This is a genomic window from Pseudomonas sp. UBT (genome assembly GCF_050915955.1).
Lineage (GTDB): Bacteria > Pseudomonadota > Gammaproteobacteria > Pseudomonadales > Pseudomonadaceae > Aquipseudomonas > Aquipseudomonas antarctica_A.
Map to the genome: position 1 here is coordinate 1,761,767 of NZ_CP168079.1, position 21,778 is coordinate 1,783,544.

At 59.4% G+C, this 21,778-nt stretch carries 20 protein-coding genes; 18 read left to right on the forward strand and 2 right to left on the reverse strand.

Features of this window, described 5'->3' with window-relative positions; genetic code table 11:
- Nucleotides 1-167: 167 nt before the first annotated feature.
- Both ACDZ94_RS07980 and ACDZ94_RS07985 read right to left on the reverse strand, forming a co-directional pair.
- Nucleotides 168-1,388 carry a CaiB/BaiF CoA transferase family protein gene (locus ACDZ94_RS07980; RefSeq protein WP_432751313.1) on the reverse strand — a complete coding sequence of 407 codons (1,221 nt, stop codon included), beginning with the start codon at nt 1,386-1,388 and terminating at the stop codon, nt 168-170.
- A 12-nt stretch (nt 1,389-1,400) separates the two neighbouring features.
- Nucleotides 1,401-2,582 carry an acyl-CoA dehydrogenase gene (locus ACDZ94_RS07985; protein WP_064450079.1) on the reverse strand — a complete coding sequence of 394 codons (1,182 nt, stop codon included), beginning with the start codon at nt 2,580-2,582 and terminating at the stop codon, nt 1,401-1,403.
- Between the two features lie 158 nt (nt 2,583-2,740).
- Between ACDZ94_RS07985 and ACDZ94_RS07990 the strand changes: the two genes are divergently transcribed.
- The 18 genes from ACDZ94_RS07990 (at nt 2,741) to ACDZ94_RS08075 (ending at nt 21,777) form a co-directional block, all read left to right on the forward strand.
- Nucleotides 2,741-3,640: a LysR family transcriptional regulator gene (locus ACDZ94_RS07990; RefSeq protein ID WP_432751314.1), complete on the forward strand. Its 900-nt coding sequence runs from the start codon at nt 2,741-2,743 to the stop codon at nt 3,638-3,640.
- 451 nt (nt 3,641-4,091) lie between these two features.
- Complete coding sequence (locus ACDZ94_RS07995; RefSeq protein ID WP_064450077.1) at nt 4,092-5,213, forward strand: Re/Si-specific NAD(P)(+) transhydrogenase subunit alpha; 1,122 nt, start codon at nt 4,092-4,094, stop codon at nt 5,211-5,213.
- Between the two features lie 15 nt (nt 5,214-5,228).
- A complete protein-coding gene (locus ACDZ94_RS08000) occupies nt 5,229-5,549 on the forward strand; it encodes an NAD(P) transhydrogenase subunit alpha (protein WP_003187417.1) in 321 nt (106 codons plus the stop codon).
- The gene (locus tag ACDZ94_RS08005) at nt 5,549-6,985 is read left to right on the forward strand and encodes an NAD(P)(+) transhydrogenase (Re/Si-specific) subunit beta (protein ID WP_064450076.1); all 1,437 of its coding nucleotides are present in this window, start codon (nt 5,549-5,551) and stop codon (nt 6,983-6,985) included. The genes ACDZ94_RS08000 and ACDZ94_RS08005 overlap by 1 nt, the downstream gene beginning before the upstream one ends.
- 179 nt (nt 6,986-7,164) lie before the next feature.
- The gene (locus ACDZ94_RS08010) at nt 7,165-8,658 is read left to right on the forward strand and encodes an acetyl-CoA hydrolase/transferase family protein (protein ID WP_432751315.1); all 1,494 of its coding nucleotides are present in this window, start codon (nt 7,165-7,167) and stop codon (nt 8,656-8,658) included.
- A gap of 318 nt (nt 8,659-8,976) precedes the next feature.
- Nucleotides 8,977-9,192, forward strand: coding sequence for a DUF1127 domain-containing protein (locus ACDZ94_RS08015; protein WP_003214752.1), 216 nt, complete (start codon nt 8,977-8,979; stop codon nt 9,190-9,192).
- Between the two features lie 262 nt (nt 9,193-9,454).
- Nucleotides 9,455-9,640 (forward strand): DUF1127 domain-containing protein, encoded by a 186-nt coding sequence (locus ACDZ94_RS08020; protein WP_082895802.1) that lies wholly within the window; start codon nt 9,455-9,457, stop codon nt 9,638-9,640.
- A 159-nt stretch (nt 9,641-9,799) separates the two neighbouring features.
- Entirely contained in the window at nt 9,800-10,120 is a 321-nt protein-coding gene (locus ACDZ94_RS08025) for a DUF2388 domain-containing protein (RefSeq protein ID WP_064450074.1), read from the forward strand.
- A 106-nt stretch (nt 10,121-10,226) separates the two neighbouring features.
- Nucleotides 10,227-10,535 carry a DUF2388 domain-containing protein gene (locus ACDZ94_RS08030; RefSeq protein WP_064450073.1) on the forward strand — a complete coding sequence of 103 codons (309 nt, stop codon included), beginning with the start codon at nt 10,227-10,229 and terminating at the stop codon, nt 10,533-10,535.
- Between the two features lie 40 nt (nt 10,536-10,575).
- Complete coding sequence (locus ACDZ94_RS08035; RefSeq protein WP_064450072.1) at nt 10,576-10,896, forward strand: DUF2388 domain-containing protein; 321 nt, start codon at nt 10,576-10,578, stop codon at nt 10,894-10,896.
- A complete protein-coding gene (locus ACDZ94_RS08040; RefSeq protein WP_064450071.1) occupies nt 10,893-12,854 on the forward strand; it encodes a DUF4105 domain-containing protein in 1,962 nt (653 codons plus the stop codon). Before ACDZ94_RS08035 ends, ACDZ94_RS08040 begins: the two co-directional genes overlap by 4 nt.
- Before the next feature lie 255 nt (nt 12,855-13,109).
- Nucleotides 13,110-14,417, forward strand: a complete 1,308-nt coding sequence (locus ACDZ94_RS08045) for a CitMHS family transporter (protein ID WP_064450070.1) — start codon at nt 13,110-13,112, stop codon at nt 14,415-14,417.
- A 65-nt stretch (nt 14,418-14,482) separates the two neighbouring features.
- Nucleotides 14,483-15,250 carry a TerC family protein gene (locus ACDZ94_RS08050; protein WP_064450069.1) on the forward strand — a complete coding sequence of 256 codons (768 nt, stop codon included), beginning with the start codon at nt 14,483-14,485 and terminating at the stop codon, nt 15,248-15,250.
- Nucleotides 15,251-15,461: 211 nt separating this feature from the next.
- Nucleotides 15,462-17,120, forward strand: coding sequence for a Na/Pi cotransporter family protein (locus ACDZ94_RS08055; protein ID WP_064450068.1), 1,659 nt, complete (start codon nt 15,462-15,464; stop codon nt 17,118-17,120).
- 169 nt (nt 17,121-17,289) lie between these two features.
- A complete protein-coding gene (locus tag ACDZ94_RS08060; RefSeq protein ID WP_221296004.1) occupies nt 17,290-18,672 on the forward strand; it encodes a M16 family metallopeptidase in 1,383 nt (460 codons plus the stop codon).
- 70 nt (nt 18,673-18,742) lie between these two features.
- Nucleotides 18,743-19,774, forward strand: coding sequence for a DUF5924 family protein (locus ACDZ94_RS08065; protein WP_221296003.1), 1,032 nt, complete (start codon nt 18,743-18,745; stop codon nt 19,772-19,774).
- 54 nt (nt 19,775-19,828) lie between these two features.
- The gene (locus ACDZ94_RS08070) at nt 19,829-20,977 is read left to right on the forward strand and encodes an ABC transporter permease (RefSeq protein ID WP_221296002.1); all 1,149 of its coding nucleotides are present in this window, start codon (nt 19,829-19,831) and stop codon (nt 20,975-20,977) included.
- Complete coding sequence (locus ACDZ94_RS08075; RefSeq protein ID WP_064450064.1) at nt 20,974-21,777, forward strand: ABC transporter ATP-binding protein; 804 nt, start codon at nt 20,974-20,976, stop codon at nt 21,775-21,777. Before ACDZ94_RS08070 ends, ACDZ94_RS08075 begins: the two co-directional genes overlap by 4 nt.
- The last annotated feature ends 1 nt before the right edge of the window (nt 21,778 follow it).

Below are 21,778 nucleotides of genomic sequence, written 5' to 3' on the forward strand. Positions count from 1 at the left end.
TTGTTTACCAAGGAGTTTTCCGTTTCGACTGCGCCGGAAGTGGGGCGAATTATAGACTTCCAGAATCTGCCGTCAACGCTTAATTTTGCTTTTCTATCAATTAGTTAGGATTGATTAAGAAACAACCTATATAGAGCCGTTCGCATGCTCTATATAGAAGAAGAGGCTCAGATAACGCCTGCCTCCTTTAAAGCAGCCACATTCGCCGCCCCCAGCCCAAGCACGCCCTGCAACACCTGAACCGTATGCTCTCCTAATAGAGGAGGCGCACTCCGATACTCGACCGGCGTCTTGGACAACCGTATCGGGCTGGCCACCTGCGGCACCATCCCTGCCAGCGCGTGAGGTAATGCCATCGCCAACCCCCGCGCCTTGACTTGCGGATCGGCAAACACCTGGGCCAGATCATTGATCGGCCCACAAGGCACACCCACCTGCTCCAGCAGCGCCACCCACTGAGCCGTCGTCTTGAACACCGTTGCCTGGCGAATCAGAGGAATCAGCTCTGCACGATTGGCCACCCGCATCTTATTAGAAGCAAAGCGCGGGTCATCGGCCCACTGCGGCTTCCCAGCCACCTCAGCGAACTTGCGAAACTGACCGTCATTACCCACCGTCAGGATGAAGTCACCATCAGCCGTGGGGAAATCCTGATAGGGCACAATGTTCGGGTGAGCATTACCCAGCCGCTTCGGCGACACACCCGTCGTCAAGTAATTCATCGCCTGGTTAGCCAGGCAAGCCACCTGCACATCCAGCAATGCCATGTCGATATGCTGCCCGCCACCGTCGTGGTCTCGGTGAGCCAATGCCGCCAGGATCGCCACAGTCGAGTAAAGGCCCGTCAAGATGTCAGTCAACGCGACACCCACCTTCACCGGCCCAGCCCCATCATCACCCTCGGGCCGACCCGTCAGACTCATGAGCCCTCCCAGCCCCTGAATCATAAAGTCGTAGCCTGCACGCGTCGCATAAGGCCCCGTCTGGCCAAAGCCCGTGATGGAGCAGTAAATCAACTCCGGATTGATCTCCTTGAGCGACTCATAGTCCAGCCCATACGCCGCCAGGCCACCCACCTTGAAGTTCTCGATCAGAATGTCGGACTTGGCAGCCAGGTCACGCACCAGCTTCTGCCCCTCCGGCCGCGTGAAGTCGATAGTCACCGACTCCTTGTTACGGTTAGCCGACAGGTAATACGCCGCCTCAGTGGTGTTCTCGCCATAGGCGTCCTTAAGGAAAGGCGGCCCCCATGCGCGCGTGTCATCGCCATTACCCGGCCGCTCGACCTTGATCACCTCAGCCCCAAGGTCCGCAAGTATCTGCCCGGACCAAGGGCCCGCCAGCACTCGCGATAAGTCCAATACCCGCAGGTGTGAAAGCGCGCCCATGCCGTGCTCCTATTAATAGAACGCCTGAAGGCCGGTTTGTGCGCGCCCGAGAATCAAAGCGTGCACGTCATGAGTGCCCTCGTAGGTGTTAACCACCTCCAGGTTGACCAGGTGACGCGCCACCCCGAACTCGTCGGAAATGCCGTTGCCACCCAACATATCCCGCGCCATACGCGCGATATCCAGGGACTTGCCGCAGGAGTTGCGCTTCATGATCGAGGTAATCTCAACCGCCGCCGTACCTTCATCCTTCATACGCCCCAGACGCAGGCAGCCTTGCAAGGCCAGAGTGATCTCGGTCTGCATGTCGGCAAGTTTCTTCTGGATCAACTGGGTCGCCGCCAGCGGACGACCAAACTGATGACGATCCAAGGTGTACTGGCGCGCGGTGTGCCAGCAGAACTCGGCGGCACCCAGCGCCCCCCAGGAGATGCCATAGCGCGCGGAGTTGAGGCAGGTGAATGGCCCCTTCAAGCCACGGACATCCGGGAAGATGTTCTCTTCCGGCACAAACACGTTATCCATGACAATCTCACCGGTAATCGAAGCCCGCAGGCCCACCTTGCCGTGAATCGCCGGAGCGCTCAGCCCCTTCCAGCCCTTCTCCAGGACAAAACCACGGATGTCGCCGGCATCGTCCTTGCCCCACACCACAAACACATCAGCGATCGGGCTATTGGTGATCCACATCTTGGCGCCGGTCAGGCTGTAGCCGCCGTCCACCTTGCGTGCACGTGTAATCATCGCGCCTGGGTCGGAACCGTGGTTAGGCTCCGTCAGACCAAAGCAGCCAATCCATTCGCCAGAAGCCAACTTCGGCAGGTACTTCTGCTTTTGCGCCTCGGTACCGAACTCATTGATAGGCACCATGACCAACGAGGATTGCACACTCATCATCGATCGATAGCCGGAGTCGACACGCTCGACCTCACGGGCAATCAACCCATAGCTGACGTAACTCAAGCCGCTGCCACCGTACTGCTCAGGAATCATCGCACCCAGCAGGCCAGTTTCGCCCATCTCGCGGAAGATCGCGGGGTCGGTCTTTTCATGGCGGAAGGCTTCGAGCACACGCGGCGCCAGCTTGTCCTGGGCGAATTGCTCAGCGCTGTCTCGCACCATGCGCTCCTCTTCGGTGAGCTGTTGATCCAGCAGCAGTGGATCGATCCAGTTGAAGCTTGCCTTACCAGCCATGAAATAAGTCCTCGCGCAAGAAATCAGAAGTCGTGGAAGGAGCCTAGGCCGGGCAGGCGCAGAGGGCAAACGAGGTTTCTGCATAGGGTTGTGCTAATTTCTCACTTCGTAACGACTGAGAACGGCGCTGACGCGCTTTTTAAGTGAGCACTACGTACATGCGCAGAAAAATTCCCAGCACCACGGCCCTGGTCAGTTTTGAAGCAGCGGCCCGCCACGAGAGCTTTACCAAGGCGGCGCACGAGCTTTCCATCACCCAGGGCGCCATCTGTCGACAGATAGCCAGCCTTGAGGAGTTTTTGAGTGTCGAGCTGTTTCGTCGCTCACGACGCGGGGTGAAGCTGACAGAGGCGGGACTGTCCTATAGCCGTCGCGTCGCCACGCAGCTGGACGCAGTTGAGCGTGACACCTTGTCGATAATGGGGCAGCAGGGCACCAACATCATCGAGCTGGCGGTGGTTCCAACCTTTGGCACCCAATGGCTGATTCCTCACCTCAAGGACTTTCAACGTCAGCACCCGGAAGTGACGGTCAACCTCACCAACCGCACGCGCCCTTTTCTATTTGCCGATACCGAATTCGATGCCGCGATCTACTTTGGCGATGCTGACTGGTCCGGTACGGAGTCCCATCGACTGATGGGAGAAAACCCCGTCCCCGTGTGCAGCCCAAGATTACTGGGCACCCGTACCCACTTCAGCCCCCAGGAGATAGCAGAACTGCCTCTGCTGCAGCAGACCACGAGACCTTACGCATGGCGCCAATGGTTCAACGCGCAACAACTGAACATACCCCGTGACATGACAGGGCCTCGTTACGAGCTATTCTCGATGTTGTCCCAGGCCGCCATGCATGACATGGGAATCGCGCTGATTCCACCATTCCTCATCCAGCGCGAGCTAAAAGAGAACCAGCTGGTGATCGCGAGCCCCGAGGCACTGAACAGCTCCAAGGCTTACTACCTGATGATTCCCGAGAGAAAAGTCGAATCTGCATCACTGCATGCTTTCAGGGACTGGCTTATTGACCAGTCACAACGCTACAGCCCAGGCATTTAAAGGAACAAACGGTTTTATTGACCCTGTAGTCAATTAAATTGAAAGCCTACAGATATACGTATATGTCGCTTTTAGACAGACTGTACTTATCAACCATAAAAAGACTGAAAGCCATGATTATCATGGCTTTCAAGGACTATCACCGGCCAATGCCCAACTATTCACACCGGCGATGGAAAAAGCGCCGACAAGCCCGCAAATCCCTTTAAATACCTGTATTTAAAGAGGTTATTTCCACGCATTGCGACAATCAGTCACAGGGTGACTTGTAGTTAATTTTTCGTCACCCGTCATAATCCCTTGAAGGCCGTAAAGTTCGCCTGCAAAATGCCGCGCCCCGCTGTCATTTCAGCGGGATCGTGCTGATCGGCCGCCCCAGATGCGCCACTCACGGTGCACTGGCCTTTTTACAAAAAGATCAAAAGCAAAAAGATCATGCAGGAGATTTGACGTGCACATTGGTGTTCCTCTCGAAACCCAGACCGGTGAAACGCGGGTGGCTGCCACCCCGGAAACCATCAAGAAGCTGATCGGCCAGGGCCATAAGGTCACTGTTCAAAGCGGAGCAGGCCTCAACGCCAGCATCGTCGACAGTGCCTATGAAACGGCAGGCGCAACCATTGGCAGTGCCAACGATGCGTTTGGCGCCGAGCTGATTCTCAAAGTGGTTGCCCCCAGCGACAGTGAGCTGGCGCTGATCAAAAGCGGTACCGTGCTGGTGGGCATGCTCAATCCGTTCAGCAACGAAACCATTACCAGGCTGGCCGAACGCGGCATTACTGCCTTCGCGCTTGAAGCCGCACCACGTACGTCGCGCGCCCAGAGCCTCGACGTGCTGTCGTCTCAAGCCAACATCGCCGGCTATAAAGCGGTCCTGCTGGCAGCCCACCACTACCCGCGCTTCATGCCGATGCTGATGACCGCAGCAGGCACCGTCAAAGCCGCTCGCGTGCTGATCCTCGGGGCGGGTGTTGCGGGCCTTCAGGCCATCGCCACGGCGAAACGTCTGGGCGCAGTGATCGAAGCGTCTGACGTACGCCCCGCAGTAAAAGAGCAAATCGAATCCCTCGGCGCCAAGTTCGTCGACGTACCCTATGAAACCGATGAAGAGCGCGAATGCGCCGTCGGTGTCGGCGGATATGCTCGCCCGATGCCGTCGAGCTGGATGCAACGCCAGGCCCTGGCCGTACACGAACGCGCCAAGCAAGCCGACATCGTCATCACCACCGCATTGATCCCAGGTCGCAAGGCACCCACCCTGCTCAGCGCCGAGACCGTCGCGCAAATGAAGCCAGGCTCGGTGGTCATCGACCTCGCCGCAGCCCAAGGCGGTAACTGCCCGCTAACGGTGGCCGATCAGGTCGTCGTGGAAAACGGCGTGACCATCTGCGGCCCGACCAACCTGGCCGGCGCCGTAGCCGCCGATGCTTCTGCTCTATATGCGCGCAACCTGCTGGACTTCCTGAAGCTGGTCTTCACCAAGGAAGGGCAGTTTGAAATCAACCTCGAAGACGACATCGTCGCCGCGTGCCTGATGTGCCGCGACGGCCAAGTCATCCGCAAAAACGCCTAAGCAGGGATTCAGACGATGGAAGAGCTTATCTCCCCCGGTATCTACAACCTGATCATCTTTGTGCTGGCGATTTATGTCGGCTACCACGTGGTTTGGAACGTGACCCCCGCGCTTCACACGCCGCTGATGGCGGTGACCAACGCGATTTCCGCAATCGTGATTGTCGGCGCCATGCTCGCCGCCGCACTCACCGTGACGCCGCTGGGCAAGACCATGGGCACCCTGGCCGTGGCGCTCGCGGCGGTTAACGTGTTCGGCGGCTTCCTGGTCACCCGCAGGATGCTTGAGATGTTCAAGAAGAAAGCCCCGAAAGTAAAAGAAGAGGCGCCCAAGTAATGAGCATGAATCTAGTTACGACGCTCTACTTGATCGCGTCGATCTGCTTTATCCAGGCCCTTAAAGGCCTGTCACACCCAACTACGTCGCGACGTGGCAACCTGTTTGGCATGCTCGGCATGGCGCTGGCGGTACTCACCACCGTGGGCCTCATCTATAAACTGGGCGCAGAACTCGCCACGGCCGGTATTGGCTACGTCATCGTCGGCCTGCTGGTCGGCGGCACCGCCGGTTCGATCATGGCCAAGCGCGTAGAAATGACCAAGATGCCAGAGCTGGTAGCCTTCATGCACAGCATGATCGGCCTGGCAGCGGTGTTTATCGCCATCGCCGCCGTGGTCGAGCCGCAATCCCTGGGCATCGTCAAACATTTGGGCGACTCGATTCCGGCCGGTAACCGTTTGGAGCTGTTCCTCGGTGCGGCCATCGGTGCTATCACCTTCTCCGGTTCGGTGATCGCGTTCGGCAAACTGTCGGGCAAGTACAAGTTCCGTCTGTTCCAGGGCGCACCGGTACAGTTCGGCGGCCAGCACAAGCTGAACCTGGTGCTTGGCCTGGCTACCCTTGGTCTCGGCCTGGCGTTCATGTTCACCGGCAACCTCAGTGCCTTCGCATTGATGCTGGCCCTGGCGTTCGTGCTCGGCGTGCTGATCATCATCCCGATCGGTGGCGCCGACATGCCGGTTGTCGTCTCGATGCTTAACAGCTACTCCGGCTGGGCAGCAGCAGGCATCGGCTTCTCGCTGAACAACTCGATGCTGATCATCGCCGGCTCCCTGGTGGGCTCCAGCGGCGCGATCCTGTCGTACATCATGTGCAAGGCGATGAACCGCTCCTTCTTTAATGTACTGCTCGGCGGTTTCGGCAACACGGCGGATGCCGGCGCAGTGGCAGGCTCGAAAGAAGCACGCCCGGTGAAATCCGGCTCGGCGGACGACGCGACCTTCCTGCTGACCAACGCCGACACCGTGATCATTGTTCCAGGCTATGGCCTGGCAGTTGCCCGCGCGCAACATGCGCTCAAAGAGCTGACCGAAAAGTTGACTCATCGTGGCGTGACCGTGAAGTACGCGATCCACCCGGTAGCGGGCCGTATGCCTGGGCATATGAACGTGCTGCTGGCCGAGGCGGAAGTGCCTTACGACCAGGTGTTCGAGATGGAAGACATCAACTCCGAGTTCGGCCAGGCCGACGTGGTGCTGGTGCTGGGTGCGAACGACGTGGTCAACCCGGCCGCCAAGAACGATCCAAACTCACCGATCGCCGGCATGCCGATCCTGGAAGCGTTCAAGGCCAAGACCATTATCGTCAACAAACGCTCGATGGCCAGCGGCTATGCGGGCCTGGACAACGAGTTGTTCTACCTGGACAAAACCATGATGGTCTTCGGTGATGCCAAAAAGGTCATCGAAGACATGGTCAAAGCCGTCGAATAACACTGCGCCAGCGCAATACCCGAAACCCTGGCCTCCAGTAGGCTGGGGTTTTTTATTATCGGACGAAACCCGACCAAAGGCTCTAAATCGCTGCCCGGCATTCGACCATGGTAGCGGGCCGAATTTTTTTGAAATCACTACACTGCCCACCTTGCTTCCGTAGCCTGAGATAACAATTCATGTACCGTGATCGTATCCGCTTGCCTTCGCTGTTGAACAAGGTCATGAGCGCGGCAGATGCCGCCGCACTGATCGAGGACGGCATGACCGTCGGCATGAGCGGCTTCACCCGTGCCGGTGAAGCCAAGGCCGTCCCCCACGCCCTGGCCGAACGCGCCAAGATTTCCCCGCTGAAAATCACCCTGATGACCGGCGCCAGCCTGGGCAATGACCTGGACAAGCAACTGACCGAAGCTGGCGTGCTGTCCCGGCGCATGCCATTTCAGGTCGACAGCACCCTGCGCAAAGCGATCAACGCAGGCGAAGTGATGTTTATCGACCAGCATTTGTCGGAAACCGTCGAGCAACTGCGCAACAACCAGCTCAAGCTGCCGGACATTGCCGTCATCGAAGCCGTCGCGATCACCGAGCAAGGGCATATCGTGCCCACCACCTCCGTGGGCAATTCGGCCAGCTTCGCGATTTTCGCCAAGCAAGTGATTGTTGAGATCAACCTCGCGCACAACCCGAATCTGGAAGGGCTGCACGACATCTATATTCCAACGTACCGGCCGACTCGCACGCCGATCCCGCTGGTTAAGGTCGACGACCGCATCGGCAGCACCGCGATTCCGATCCCGCCCGAGAAGATCGTCGCCATCGTAATCACCAACAAGGCAGACTCCGCTTCTACGGTGACGCCGCCGGACGCCGATACCCAAGGCATCGCCAACCACCTGATTAATTTCCTCAAGCAGGAAGTAGACGCCGGACGCATGACCAACAAGCTCGGCCCGCTGCAGGCCGGGATCGGCAACATCGCCAACGCGGTGATGTGCGGCCTGATCGAATCGCCGTTCGAAGACCTGACCATGTACTCGGAAGTATTGCAGGACTCAACATTCGACCTGATCGACGCGGGCAAGCTGAGCTTCGCCTCGGGCAGCTCGATTACCTTGTCGGAGCGACGCAACGCCGATGTGTTCGGCAACCTGGAACACTACAAGGACAAGTTGGTACTGCGCCCACAGGAAATCTCCAATCACCCCGAAGTGGTTCGGCGCCTGGGCATTATCGGCATCAACACCGCGCTGGAATTCGACATCTACGGCAACGTCAACTCCACCCACGTCTGCGGCACACGGATGATGAACGGCATTGGCGGCTCCGGAGACTTCGCGCGCAATGCGCACCTGGCGATCTTCGTCACCAAGTCGATAGCCAAAGGCGGCGCGATATCCAGCGTGGTACCGATGGTCAGCCACGTGGACCACACCGAACATGACGTCGACATTCTGGTGACCGAGATTGGCCTTGCCGACCTGCGCGGCCTGGCGCCGCGTGAGCGGGCTCGGGTGATCATCGACAACTGTGTACACCCGGCCTACCGCGATGCGCTGAACACTTACTTCAATGCCGCCTGCGTGATCGGCGGTCATACCCCGCATATCCTGCGTGAAGCACTGAGTTGGCACATCAACCTGGAAGAAACCGGGCATATGCTCAAGGCCTGATTGATACAGATCCAGGCTGATGCAAATACAGTTTCATCAGCCTGGGAATTTCAGCGGTACTTTTTACAAAAACTGTACTGCTGTACCGGTCATTTCCTACTGAATTCTCCTACGCCCCTCACCTAAAATGCCTATTTCGCACTGTTTCGGTGCGGACAGGTACAGTTGCCCCATTTACGTACCGTACAGCCGCTATAAACAGTTAACTGGCCCCTCACAATACAGGTGAACTGTATCTAGAGAGTCTTGCGTCGGAGGAGGATCATTGGCATCAGTTAAACCACTACCTAATCCCGCCACAAGCGGAAGGATGTCATCATGGAACGTACACTCAGTTCCGATCTGTTCTTCGAAGAAAAAGCTGTAAACACCCAGGCTTCCCTGCCTTTGCGCGTTCTCGCCAACCTGATGTTGTGGCAGCGCCGCATCTCCAGCCGCCACCAACTGGCTCGTCTGGATTCGCGTCTGCTGGCTGACGCCGGTATCAGCGAAGCGCAACGCTACGAAGAGCTGAGCAAGCCGTTCTGGCGCTAATTGGCGCCCGCTGGCCCTGACCCGCCGGGTCCACCGCCAGCACCCTGATTTGTCAAAGCAAAGCCCGCCCCGGGTAACCGGAGGCGGGCTTTGCTGTTTCTGGCGTTCAGCTTTTGTACCGTTAAACAGATGCACTTCATGAAAACAAGTACAGTTTAAAAATAACTACAGTTAAGCAGTACAATTTAACTTCGGTGTATCTGTATCGGTGAGCTCGAGCCAGCCAACAGGGTGTCCCTAGACCTCATGAAAGGCTCCAGCCATGAAGACAGACACTTCATCTTATAAGCAGTTGATAGTGCGTATGGCCCATGCCGTAGGCAGCTGGGGACGAAAAACCCATGAGCGGCGCCAACTGGCACAACTTGACCCGCGCGAACTGTCCGACGCTGGAATCAGTTCGGGAGACCGAATCGCCGAGCTGTCCAAGCCGTTCTGGCGTGATTGAACAGTGAATAAACTTCCCGAACGGATAAGCGGCAGCTTAAGATTCCACCATCACGTGGCGAACCTTGTAGAACGGGCGTCTGATGCTCAACAGCAACACTGTCCGTTTCACAGTGGGCGCTTTGCGCCGCTTTATTTGATTATCTACAGGAGTGATTCCATGTCCCGTCTTCGCCTGCTGAGTGCTGCCGCCCTGTTGGCCGTAGCTGCCAACGCCAACGCGAGCAGCCTTATCGTGACCACTGATTCGATCGTCGGCGCGCTGAAAGCGACGTCCGATGCCAGCTCGGATGCCACCTCTTCCCTGCGCGACAACAAGGTCGTGCAAGCGGCCCGCGACGACGCAGCCAGCTTTGTCGCCAGCGAAGGCGCCATTCGTGGTGTGAAGCTCGAAAGCGCCCTGGCACAGATCCGCCAACAGGCTCCCCAGCTGAACACCGCAACGGACGCACAGTTGGCGCAGGCCATTCTGGCCATCTGACGCCAAGTCGACCCAAGAGAGCGCCAGCCACCACCAGATGTGTCAGCGCTGGCTCTCGCCCGGGCGTTGCGCTAGCCTTGGCGCTCGCTTTCAGTTGTCGAGTCCCATGGCTTTTTCATACCGCCTGTTGATCGTTCCCGTGTTGTTTTGCGCCTGCTGGTCACCCCTGGCTTCGGCCTTTGACGTGTCCACCCAGAGCACCGTCATCAGTGCGTATGCCACCAGCAAGGTGACGTCAGCACCCTTTGACAGAAAGTTGGTACTGGCCGCCCAGGATGACGCTGCCGCATTTATTGCCACTGACGGCCAATGGCGGGGAGCTCGTCTGGAATCTGCGCTGGATTATCTGCGTCGGACCCAGCCAAAACTTCATGCCAGCGACCTTGAACTGGCGCAGGCAATTCTCGTCCAATAATCATCTTTGTATTTCCATCTTTGTATTTTGGAGTCATCCCATGCGTAGCCCGCTGATCGCCGCCGCTCTCGGCCTGCTGTTGTTGGCCGATGTTGCCCACGCGCAGACCCTCAAGGCCACCAGTAACATCGTCGTGCGTGCCTCGGCCCGCACCATTGATTTCACTTCGGACACCACCACGTCCATCCGCGACTCCAAAATCGTGCGCGAAGCCCACGATGACGCCGCCAGCTTCGTCGCCACCAATGGCGAGATCCGTGGCGCGCAATTGGAAGCCGCCTTCGACACCCTGCGAACCCGCGTACCGGAAGCGCGCGATGCCAGTGACCAGACTCTCGCCGAAGCTATCCTCGCTCTGTGAGGCGGCTAGTCGCCTGGCTACTGGCCGGGACTGTGCTGCTCTGTGCAAGCGCAGCCCAGGCCAGCCTGCAACTGCGGCTCAAGACCGAAGGCTTGAGCCCGGCCGAACAGCAGGCCAGCCAGGCATTGCTCGATGAGGCGATGCGCGCTTTGCCGCCGCGCTTTATCGAGCAGCTGGACCGGCGCATTGATGTCGGCTGGACCGACAAAATGCCTGAAAACGCTTATGGCCAGGCATCTCTGGTGTCCGAACTGGACCTCAACCAAAACCTGCTTGCCAGCCTGACCGACGGCAGCGCGGCCACGCAGAAGACCAACCGCCCCCACGGCACCGTACGCCGCGAAATGCTCGCCACCGTGCTGCATGAACTGACCCACATTTACGACCGTGCGCGCCTGTGGACCAAAGACGAGCGCACACTGATCCAGCGCTGCAGCCGCCAGAACAACATCACCGGCCTGATCGGCCTCCCCGATCAATGCCGAGGCCAGAACGACCGCCGCTTTACCTTAAGTGACGACCCGCGCCTGCTGGACCTTGCCGGATGGCCGCAATACGTGGGGCGCCGCGGCGAGCGGGAGCAGCACAACCATCAGGTCGCCCGCAGCCCGGACATCTACGAAACCACCAGCCCGCTGGAGTTCGTGGCCGTCAACATGGAGTACTTCCTCCTCGACCCGAGCTACGCCTGCCGTCGCCCCGCGCTGTTTCGCTATTACAAGGAACACTTCGGCTGGGCGCCGTCCGAGCAAGACACCTGCGCCACGACCTACGCGTTCCTGAACGCCGGCAACGATTTCGCCAAGACGCCGCTGGGCCAGATCGATCCGGAGCGGGTGTATGAAATCGACTACCTGCTGGCCGAAGCCAACCAAAACCTGGTCAGCCGCTGGGGCCACAGCATGTTGCGCCTGGTGATCTGCGCGCCCGGTCGCCCACGCGGCCCGGATTGCCGGCTGGACCTGGACCAGCACCTGGTGCTGTCCTACCGCGCATTTGTCGGTGACGTACAGCTGTCGAGCTGGGATGGCCTGGTGGGCAAGTACCCGTCACGGCTATTTGTGCTGCCGCTGGCCCAAGTGATCGACGAATACACCAAGACCGAGTTGCGCGGCCTGGCGTCAGTGCCGCTCAAGCTCTCGCGCCAAGAGATCAACGATACCGTCGAGCATGCCGCCGAAATGCACTGGAGCTATGACGGCAACTACTTCTTCATTTCCAATAACTGCGCAGTGGAAAGCCTGAAACTGTTGCGCAGTGGCAGCGCCAACCCGCAATTGACCGGCCTGGACAACATCACCCCCAACGGTCTGCTGGAAGTACTCAGCGCCCGTGGCCTGGCCGACACCAGCGTGCTCAATGACAAACGCGAGGCGTTGCGCCTGGGGTATCACTTCGACTCGTTCCGCGAACGCTACCAGGCGATGTTCGACGTGTTGCGCAAACACCTGCCGATTAAACAGACCCAGGTGGAAGACTGGCTGTCTCTCAGCGCCGAGGAACGCCGCCAATGGTTCAGCCAGGCCGACCTGCGCACCAGCGCCGCATTGTTGCTGCTGGAGCAGGCAAGCTATCGCAGGCAACTGATGCTCGCTCAGGACGAAGTCAAACAACGCTACCTCGGTGCACGCGAACTGAAAAACGGCGGCATGGAAAAAGCCAACCACACGTTGCAACAGATCCTCGCCAACAGCGGCTTCCTCAGCCGCCCCGCAGAACTGCTGGGCACCAGCGGCTACGGCCTGCCACAACCGTCAGAAGCCCAACGCCTGGAATCGGAAAGTGCCGAACGCCAGAAGCAACTGCAATCCTTGAGCGGCGACCTGGATAAAGAGGTGCGGGTGCTGCTGGAGCCGTCCCGCGCTGCCGAGATCGCCGCCTGCGAGGCCAACCTCAAACAGGTAGGTGAGCATCTGCGGGCCCTGCACAAAGCGGCAGGGGGTTTGGAACTGCCTTAACCCACCTTAAAGAGAAGTCCTACGAACCTCTGATCATCTGAGTGCTCAGCGAAAGCTGGCTGAAAGCTTCCCCGTCTAGGATCGCCCCCACTGCCGGCAACAGACCGGCTGTTAACAACAACAATGGTGATTCCTGATGTCTGTTCGTACCCGCCTGTTCGCTCCAACTCCCACCGTACGCTACGTGCCTTTCGTACTGCGCTGACCCCCAACCGGTTCGCCATTCCCTAGCCGCGCTACGCCTGGAGTATTCCTATGCTGACTTTCCTTGGCTTTGCCATGGTCATCACGTTCATGTTCCTGATCATGACCAAGCGCCTGTCTGCGCTGATTGCTTTGATCATTGTGCCGATCCTGTTCGCCCTGTTTGGTGGCTTTGCGCCGGAAATCGGCCCGATGATGCTTGCGGGTATCACCAAGCTTGCGCCAACCGGCGTGATGCTGATGTTCGCCATCCTCTACTTTGCCCTGATGATCGACTCCGGCCTGTTCGACCCGGCCGTGCGCAAGATCCTCAAGATGGTCAAGGGCGACCCGCTGAAAGTGTCGGTCGGCACCGCTGTGCTGGCCCTGGTCGTCTCCCTCGACGGTGACGGCGCCACCACCTACATGATCTGCGTGGCAGCCATGCTGCCGCTGTACCAGCGTATCGGCATGAGCCCACGCATCATGGCCGGCCTGATCATCCTCGCCGGCGGCGTGATGAATATGACGCCCTGGGGCGGCCCGACTGCCCGCGCCGCCAGTGCGCTGCATGTGGACCCGTCGGATATTTTCGTGCCGATGATCCCGGCCATGGCCGCCGGTGTAGTGGCGATCCTGGTGATTGCCTATATGTACGGCAAGCGCGAACGTGCCCGCCTGGGTGAGCTGCACCTGCAAGGTGATGAAATCGACCACAGCGAGATCAGCGTGTCGCAATTCCCGGACGCCCGCCGTCCAAAGCTGATCTGGTTCAACGGCGCCCTGACCTTCGCCCTGATGTGCACCCTGATCGCCGGCCTGTTGCCGCTGCCGGTGCTGTTCATGGTGGCGTTCAGTATCGCGATGATCGTCAACTACCCGTGCCTGCAACAGCAAAAGGACCGCGTCGCCGCCCACGCCGGCAGCGTACTGGCGGTAGTCGGGCTAATCTTCGCCGCCGGCATCTTCACCGGCATTCTGTCCGGCACCGGCATGGTCGATGCCATGTCCAAGAGCTTGCTGGCGGTCATCCCGGACGCGCTGGGCCCGTACCTCGCGGTGATCACCGCGCTGGTAAGCATGCCGTTTACCTTCTTCATGTCCAACGATGCGTTCTACTACGGCGTACTGCCGGTACTCGCCGAAGCGGCCAGCCATTACGGCATCACCGCCGTGGAAATGGCGCGCGCCTCCATCGTTGGCCAACCCGTGCATTTGCTCAGCCCGTTGGTACCTTCGACCTACCTGTTGGTCGCCCTGGCCGGCATCGAATTTGGCGATCACCAACGCTTTACCCTCAAGTGGGCAGTGCTGGTATGCCTGTGCATAATGTTCGCCGCTTTGCTGATGGGGATTTTTCCGCTATTCAGCACTCTATAATCCTACCGACCTAACCGCGCGGCGCTGCAGCTTGCGCGGTTTCACACTTGCTCAAAGGAATACACATGGAATGGCTGACCAATCCGGAAATCTGGATTGCCTTCTTCACCCTGACGGCCCTCGAGATCGTCCTGGGCATCGATAACATCATCATGATTTCGATCCTGGTCAGCCGCATGCCCAAGCACATGCAGGCGCGCACTCGGATCTTCGGCCTGGCCCTGGCCATGGTGACGCGAATCCTGTTGCTGCTGTCGATTACGTGGGTCATGCAATTGACCGCCGACCTGTTCGTGGTCTTCGGCCAAGGCATTTCCGGTCGCGACCTGATTCTGTTCTTCGGTGGCCTGTTCCTGCTGTGGAAAAGCTCCCAGGAGATGTATCACGCACTGGAAGGTGAAGACGAAACCCACGATGAGCCCAAAGGCGCCGGTGGCAAGTTCATCTACACCATCATCCAGATCGCGATCATCGACATCGTGTTCTCCCTGGACTCGGTCATCACGGCGGTGGGCATGGTTTCCCATGTACCCGTCATGGTCGCCGCGATCATCGTCGCCGTACTGGTGATGATGCTGGCAGCCGGCACCATCAGCGAATTCATCGACAAGCACCCGTCGCTGAAAATGCTCGCGCTGTCGTTCCTGCTCGTAGTGGGTACTGTGCTGATCGCCGAATCCTTCGGCGTACATGTGCCAAAGGGCTACGTCTACTTCGCCATGGCGTTCTCGCTGGCGGTGGAAGCGATCAACATCAAGATGCGCACCTCGATCGCGAAGAAGAAGAAACAACAGGACCCGGTGAAACTGCGCAAGGACATTCCGGGTCAATAAACCCGAGCCAGACAAAAAGGGGCTTTTATAAGCCCCTTTTTTTCATCCGCAAAAAGCTGATTTCATGACAGTTTTGTTTCAATACCTACTTTAGCTATGCGATGCTGGCGCAGAGCCCATTCGCCAACTACAGCTTAAGTACAAGACGTAGAACAGCACGCGGCAACTTTCCTTCGCTCCAATTGGGGCGCACCCACACGGGGGGCCGAGCATGCTGACCTTGCTCAATCTGCTTTCCGCCGTGACCCTGCTTATCTGGGGCACGCACATTGTCCGTACCGGCATCTTGCGGGTCTACGGTTCCAACTTGCGCCAAGTCATCGGGCAGAACATGTCCAAGCGCTGGCTGGCGTTTGTCGCCGGTATTCTGGTGACGGCCATGGTGCAGAGCAGCAACGCCACGGCAATGCTGGTGACCTCGTTTGTCGGCCAGGGCCTGATGGGCCTCACGCCCGCGCTTGCGACCATGCTTGGCGCCGACGTCGGTACGGCATTGATGGCGCGGGTGCTGACCTTCGACTTGTCCTGGCTGTCACCGCTGCTGATCTTTCTGGGGGTGATTTTCTTCCTGTCGCGCAAACAGACGCGAGCAGGCCAGATGGGACGGGTCGGGATCGGCCTGGGCCTGATCATTCTCGCCCTGCAACTGATCGTCGAAGCTGCCGGGCCGATTACCCATGCCCAAGGCGTCAAAGTCATCTTTGCCTCGCTGACTGGCGACATCTTGCTGGACGCCTTGGTCGGCGCGTTGTTCGCAATGATTTCCTACTCCAGCCTGGCCGCCGTATTGCTCACGGCAACGTTAGCCGGCGCCGGTGTGATCGGCCTGCACGTGGCCATCGGCCTGGTGATCGGCGCCAACATCGGCAGTGGCGTGCTGGCCTTCCTCAGCACCAGCATGCAGAACGCCGCAGGTCGCCAGGTTGCCTTGGGCAGCCTGCTGTACAAACTGATCGGCCTGCTGCTGATCATCCCCGTACTCGACCCGCTCGTGCGCTGGATGGACGGTTTGGACTACAGCGCCCAAGGCATGGTCATCACCTTCCATCTGCTCTACAACACCAGCCGCTGCCTGATCCTGCTGCCGAGCATTAGCCCGATGGCACGTCTGTGCGCCTGGTTACTGCCGGAACAAGCAGAGGTCAACGGCAAAGCCAAGCCGCGCCACCTGGACTTGGCCTCACTTGCCACACCAAGCCTGGCCTTGGCCAACGCCGCCCGCGAAACCCTGCGCTTGGGCGACTTGATCGACAACATGCTCACCGCCATGCTCGAAGTGCTGCGCGGCAAGCAAACGGCGATTACCCAGGAAATGCGCAGTCTCAGCGATGATGTCGAGGCACTCTACAGCGCGATCAAGCTCTACCTCGCGCAAATGCCCCGCGAAGACCTCAGTGAACAAGACAGCCGCCGTTGGGCCGAGATCATCGAGCTATCAATCAACCTGAAACTGGCTGGCGACCTGATCGAGCGCATGCTGCGCAAGGTCCAGCAGCAGAAAACCTCGCAGCGTCGCCAGTTTTCTGAAGTGGGCCTGGAAGAACTGGCCGGCCTGCATACGCAACTGATTGCCAACCTGCGTCTGGGCCTGTCGGTGTTCCTGAGTGCCGACCCCGAAAGCGCCCGCCAATTGCTGCGCGAGAAGCGCCGCTTTCGCGCTCAGGAACGCCGCCTGGCGCATGCTCACGTCAGCCGCCTGCAACGCAAAATCGTACAGAGCCTGGAGACCAGTTCCTTGCACTTGGAGCTGATTGCCGACATGAAGCGTCTCAACTCACTGTTCTGCAGCAGCGCCTATGTGGTGCTCGAAACCTCCGACACCGGTGCACTCTCCGCTGAAGATATTGCCGACATCACCCATTCGCCCTGAACGTACGGGCGGCTGCACAGTCAGTAAAAAATGGACTTAAAACCAAACCGGCAATGTGGGAGCGGGCTTACTCGCGAAAAAAGTGGTGCGCCAGTCGACGATTCGGCCGACTGAACCACCGCCTTCACGAGCAAGCCCGCTCCCACAATCATTCGCCAGGAAGCTTGTTATGCGTCGCCTGTTATTCGCCTGCCTGTTGTTGGGCTCTGCACACGCCTTCGCCTTTGATCGTCTGCAAGTCGAGGGCTACACCCTGCCCAACGGCCTGCAATTGCTGCTCAAACCGGGCACCGAGCGCGGGCATGTGGCCATCCGCCTGGTCGTAGGCGTGGGTTTGGATGATTTCCGTTGTGATGAAAAGGAGCTGCCGCACCTGCTCGAACACCTATTGTTCAGCGGCATAGACGGCGGCGGCGAAGGCGACCTGGAAGACCGCATGCAAGCCCTCGGCGGCGAGTGGAACGCCTACACCAGCAACGCCGACACCACCTTTGTGATCGAAGCGCCCGCACAAAACCAGCGCAAGGTGCTGGACTTGCTACTCGCGATCATCACCCGCACTGAACTGTCCGATGCCAACATCAAAGCGGCCAAGCAGGTGGTCGAACGCGAAGATGGCGGCCACTACTCACACCTGCAACGCCTGCTCGACCGCCAGGACCTTGGCCACACCGCCAGCAACCAACTGGCCGTCGAACTGGGGCTCAAATGCGCCGAACGTGCGCAAGTCGACCACTTGACCCGCGATCAATTGGAGTCCCTGCGCAAAAATTGGTACGCGCCCAACAACATGACCCTGATCATCGTCGGCGACCTCGACAAACTGCTACCGGCCTACCTGGAACGCACCTATGGCCAACTCGACCCGGTCGAGCCGAGTGAGCATCTGCCGCTCCCGGAAATCCAGCAGGCCGCCGCCAGCCACCGGGATCTTGTCCACGGCTGGGTCGGTGACAGTGCCAAGCTGCACTGGCTGTTCCCCGAACCGGTACTCGACGATCAACATGATGAAACCTACGACTTGCTCAAGGACTACCTGGACTGGGCGCTCTACCGTCAACTGCGCCTCAAGCACGGTTTATCCTACGGTCCGTGGAGCGAGCGAGAAGTGCTCGGCGGCGTCGGTTTCCTGAGCCTGAATGCCGACCTTGAGCGGGACAACCTGCCCGAAGCCGAACAGGTGCTCCAAAATCTCAAGGCGCAACTGCTCAAAGACGGCCTCGACCCGACGACATTCGCCCGCCTGCAGCAAGCCGCCATCGCCCGCCAGGCCTGGGCAGTGCAAGGCAACAGCGCCCTGGCCGACTATTACTGGAGTGCCTCGGGCGACTACAACAACGGCCATTTCAGTGACCCGGTGAAGCGCATCAAGGCCGTGACCCTGGCACAGACCAATCAGGCGATGCGCCAGGTGTTCGACCAACCGGGCTATTGGCGCGTGGAAAAACCGCTGCTGAGCTATGACACCCTGGCCTGGATCGGCGTCGGTGCGCTTGCGCTGATCGCCAGCGGGTTGATCGGCGTTCGGCTTTATCGCAAACGGATCGCGTAATGAAGCACCGAGCCCAGGCCTAAGACGTTATTCTGTCCGGGTTTTTTCCTACACCCACTGTGAACCGCCCATGCCAAACCTGCCGCCCCTAATCCAGCGCATTCTCGTACTGATCAAGCGCTATCCAGGGGTGATCGCACTCGGCGGTTTTATCTCGGGTGTGTGCAGCTTCATTCTGGTGGATCGTCAGCAAGGCATGGCCAGTTGGATCGCGGTGATCATGCTGGTGAGCTGGCTGTGGCTGATGCTGGAAAACAGCTTTACCCAACTGTTCGCCAAAGTCTTCAAGCGCGAAATCCCCGAACCGCTGCTGCGCTATGCCACCCAGATGATCCACCAGGAAAGTCTGTTTTTTGTGTTGCCGTTCTTTTTCGTCACAACCAGCTGGAACAGTGGCCAATCGATTTTCACCGGCCTGCTCGGTGCGGCGGCACTCGTGTCGATTACCGACCCGCTGTACTACAAGTGGCTGGCGCCCAAACGCTCGCTGTTCCTGGCGCTGCACACCCTGACTCTGTTCGCCGCGCTGCTCACCGCGCTGCCGATCATCCTGCACCTGACCACCGCCGAGAGTTACAAGCTCGCGCTGGGCGTCGCCATGGCATTGTCGATTCCAAGCCTGGCCGCAAGCCTGCCGCTGCGCAGTATCAAAGGCTGGGCGATGCTGCTGGGAGTCACGGCCGCCATTGGCTGCGCCGGTTGGTTCCTGCGCAGCTGGGTACCGCCGGCCACGTTATGGATGACCGAAGTCGCGATCAGCACCCAGCTGCAAGACCGCACGCCGGGCGACGACCTCAAGGAAGTCAGCGCCGCCCAACTGCGCAGTGGCGGGCTGTACGCCTATACCGCGATCAACGCACCGCGCGGGCTGGATGAGCGGATTTACCATGTGTGGAAATTCAACGGCCAAGAGGTCGACCGCATCGCCCTGGATATCCACGGTGGCCGCAAGGAAGGCTACCGCGCCTGGACCCACAAGCAGAACTTCCCGGCCGATTCGGTAGGGCGCTGGCAGGTGCGGGTGTTGACGGAAGACGGGCAGGTCATCGGTGTGCTGCGATTCAAAGTCACTGACACAGCACAAACGGACACGCCAAAGTAGGCCGTATCGTGCTATTACGTAGGGATTGTGGATAGCCAAACAAGCTCGGAGCTTATGACCACTCGTACGACGGCCGGCGCAGCCCATCTCGATTCGTCTACCGTTCCCCCGTTACTCAGGATTACAGGGGACTGGACGCTTGCCCACTATGCAAACCTGAAGAAGCTGTCGGACAAACTCGACGGCCAATACGACGCCGGCGCCCGTATTGACCTCAATGGCCTCGGTGCCCTGGACACCGCCGGCGCGTCGCTGTTGGTCGAGTTGCTGGGACCGGACCGCATCGAGCAATCTGCCGAGCAAACCGACTGCAGCCTGTCCGCCCCCGACCGCGCACTGCTCAAGACCGTCTACCGTTCCCTGAATGATTTTTGTGTGCCGGACAAGGCGCCCGAAGAAACCGCCGGTATCCAGGTGCTGGCACGCATCGGCCGCGCGGTGGACACCGTCTGGCAGGACAGCAATCAACTGCTGGGCTTTATCGGGGTGATCCTCGAAACCCTCGCTCGCGGCATCTTCCGCCCCAAGCGCTGGCGCATCACGCCGATGGTCGCGCATATCGAACAAACCGGCCTCGACGCCGCGCCCATCGTGGCGCTACTGACGTTTCTGGTCGGCGCGGTAGTCGCGTTTCTCGGCGCCACAGTACTCAAGAGTTTCGGCGCGACCATTTTCACCGTGGACTTGGTGGCGTTTTCTTTCCTACGTGAATTTGGCGTATTGCTCACCGCCATCCTGATCGCCGGTCGTACCGCCAGCGCCTTTACCGCGCAAATCGGCTCAATGAAAGCCAACGAAGAAATCGACGCCATCCGTACCCTGGGCCTGGACCCGATGGAGCTGCTGGTTCTGCCACGCGTGATGGCGCTGCTGGTGTCGCTGCCGATGCTGACCTTCCTGGCGATGCTCTCGGGGATTATCGGCGGCGGGGTGGTGTGCGCTGTCGCGCTGGATATTTCGCCGGCCATGTTTCTCTCGCTGTTGCAATCGGACATCGGCGTACAGCATTTCCTGGTGGGCATGGTGAAAGCCCCCTTCTTCGCCTTCCTGATCGCGGCGATTGGCTGCCTCGAAGGTTTCAAAGTCAGCGGCAGTGCCGAGTCGGTCGGCGCCCACACCACTTCCAGCGTGGTGCAATCGATCTTTGTGGTGATTGTGCTGGATGCGGTCGCCGCGCTGTTCTTCATGGAGATGGGCTGGTGAGTCGTCTACACCGTGCGCCCTGCGAGGCGGTGATCGAAGTGCGCGGCCTGTGCAACCGCTTTGGCAGCCAGAGCGTGCACGAGAACCTCGATCTGGATTTGTATAAAGGCGAGATCCTCGCGGTGGTCGGCGGCTCCGGCAGCGGCAAGTCCGTGCTGTTGCGCAGCATCGTCGGCCTGCGCCGCCCCAGCGAAGGCGAAATACGGGTGTTCGGCAAGAACCTGCCAAGCCTGTCGGAACATGAACGCTCGTTGGTGGAACGGCGCTTTGGCGTGCTGTTTCAGAAGGGCGCGCTGTTTTCCTCGCTGACGGTCACCGAAAACGTCGCCCTGCCATTGATTGAGCACGCGGGCCTCAGCCGTGCCGACGCCGAACACCTGGCCGCCGTCAAACTGGCATTGGCCGGGCTACCTCTTTCGGCTGCCGACAAGTACCCGGCGTCACTCTCCGGCGGCATGATCAAGCGCGCGGCCTTGGCACGAGCCTTGGCGTTGGACCCGGACATCCTGTTCCTCGACGAACCCACCGCCGGCCTCGATCCGATTGGCGCAGCGCAGTTCGACCAACTGATCCTGACCCTGCGTGATGCGCTGGGCCTGAGCGTATTCCTGGTCACCCACGACCTCGACACGCTGTACACCATCACCGACCGCGTGGCCGTGCTGGCGCAGAAGAAAGTGCTGGTGGCAGGCGCCATCGATGTTGTCTCGGAAACGAACGACGCCTGGATTCACGAATATTTCCACGGCCCCCGTGGCCGTGCGGCATTGGTTGCCGCTCAATCGCTCAACGAGGTATGAC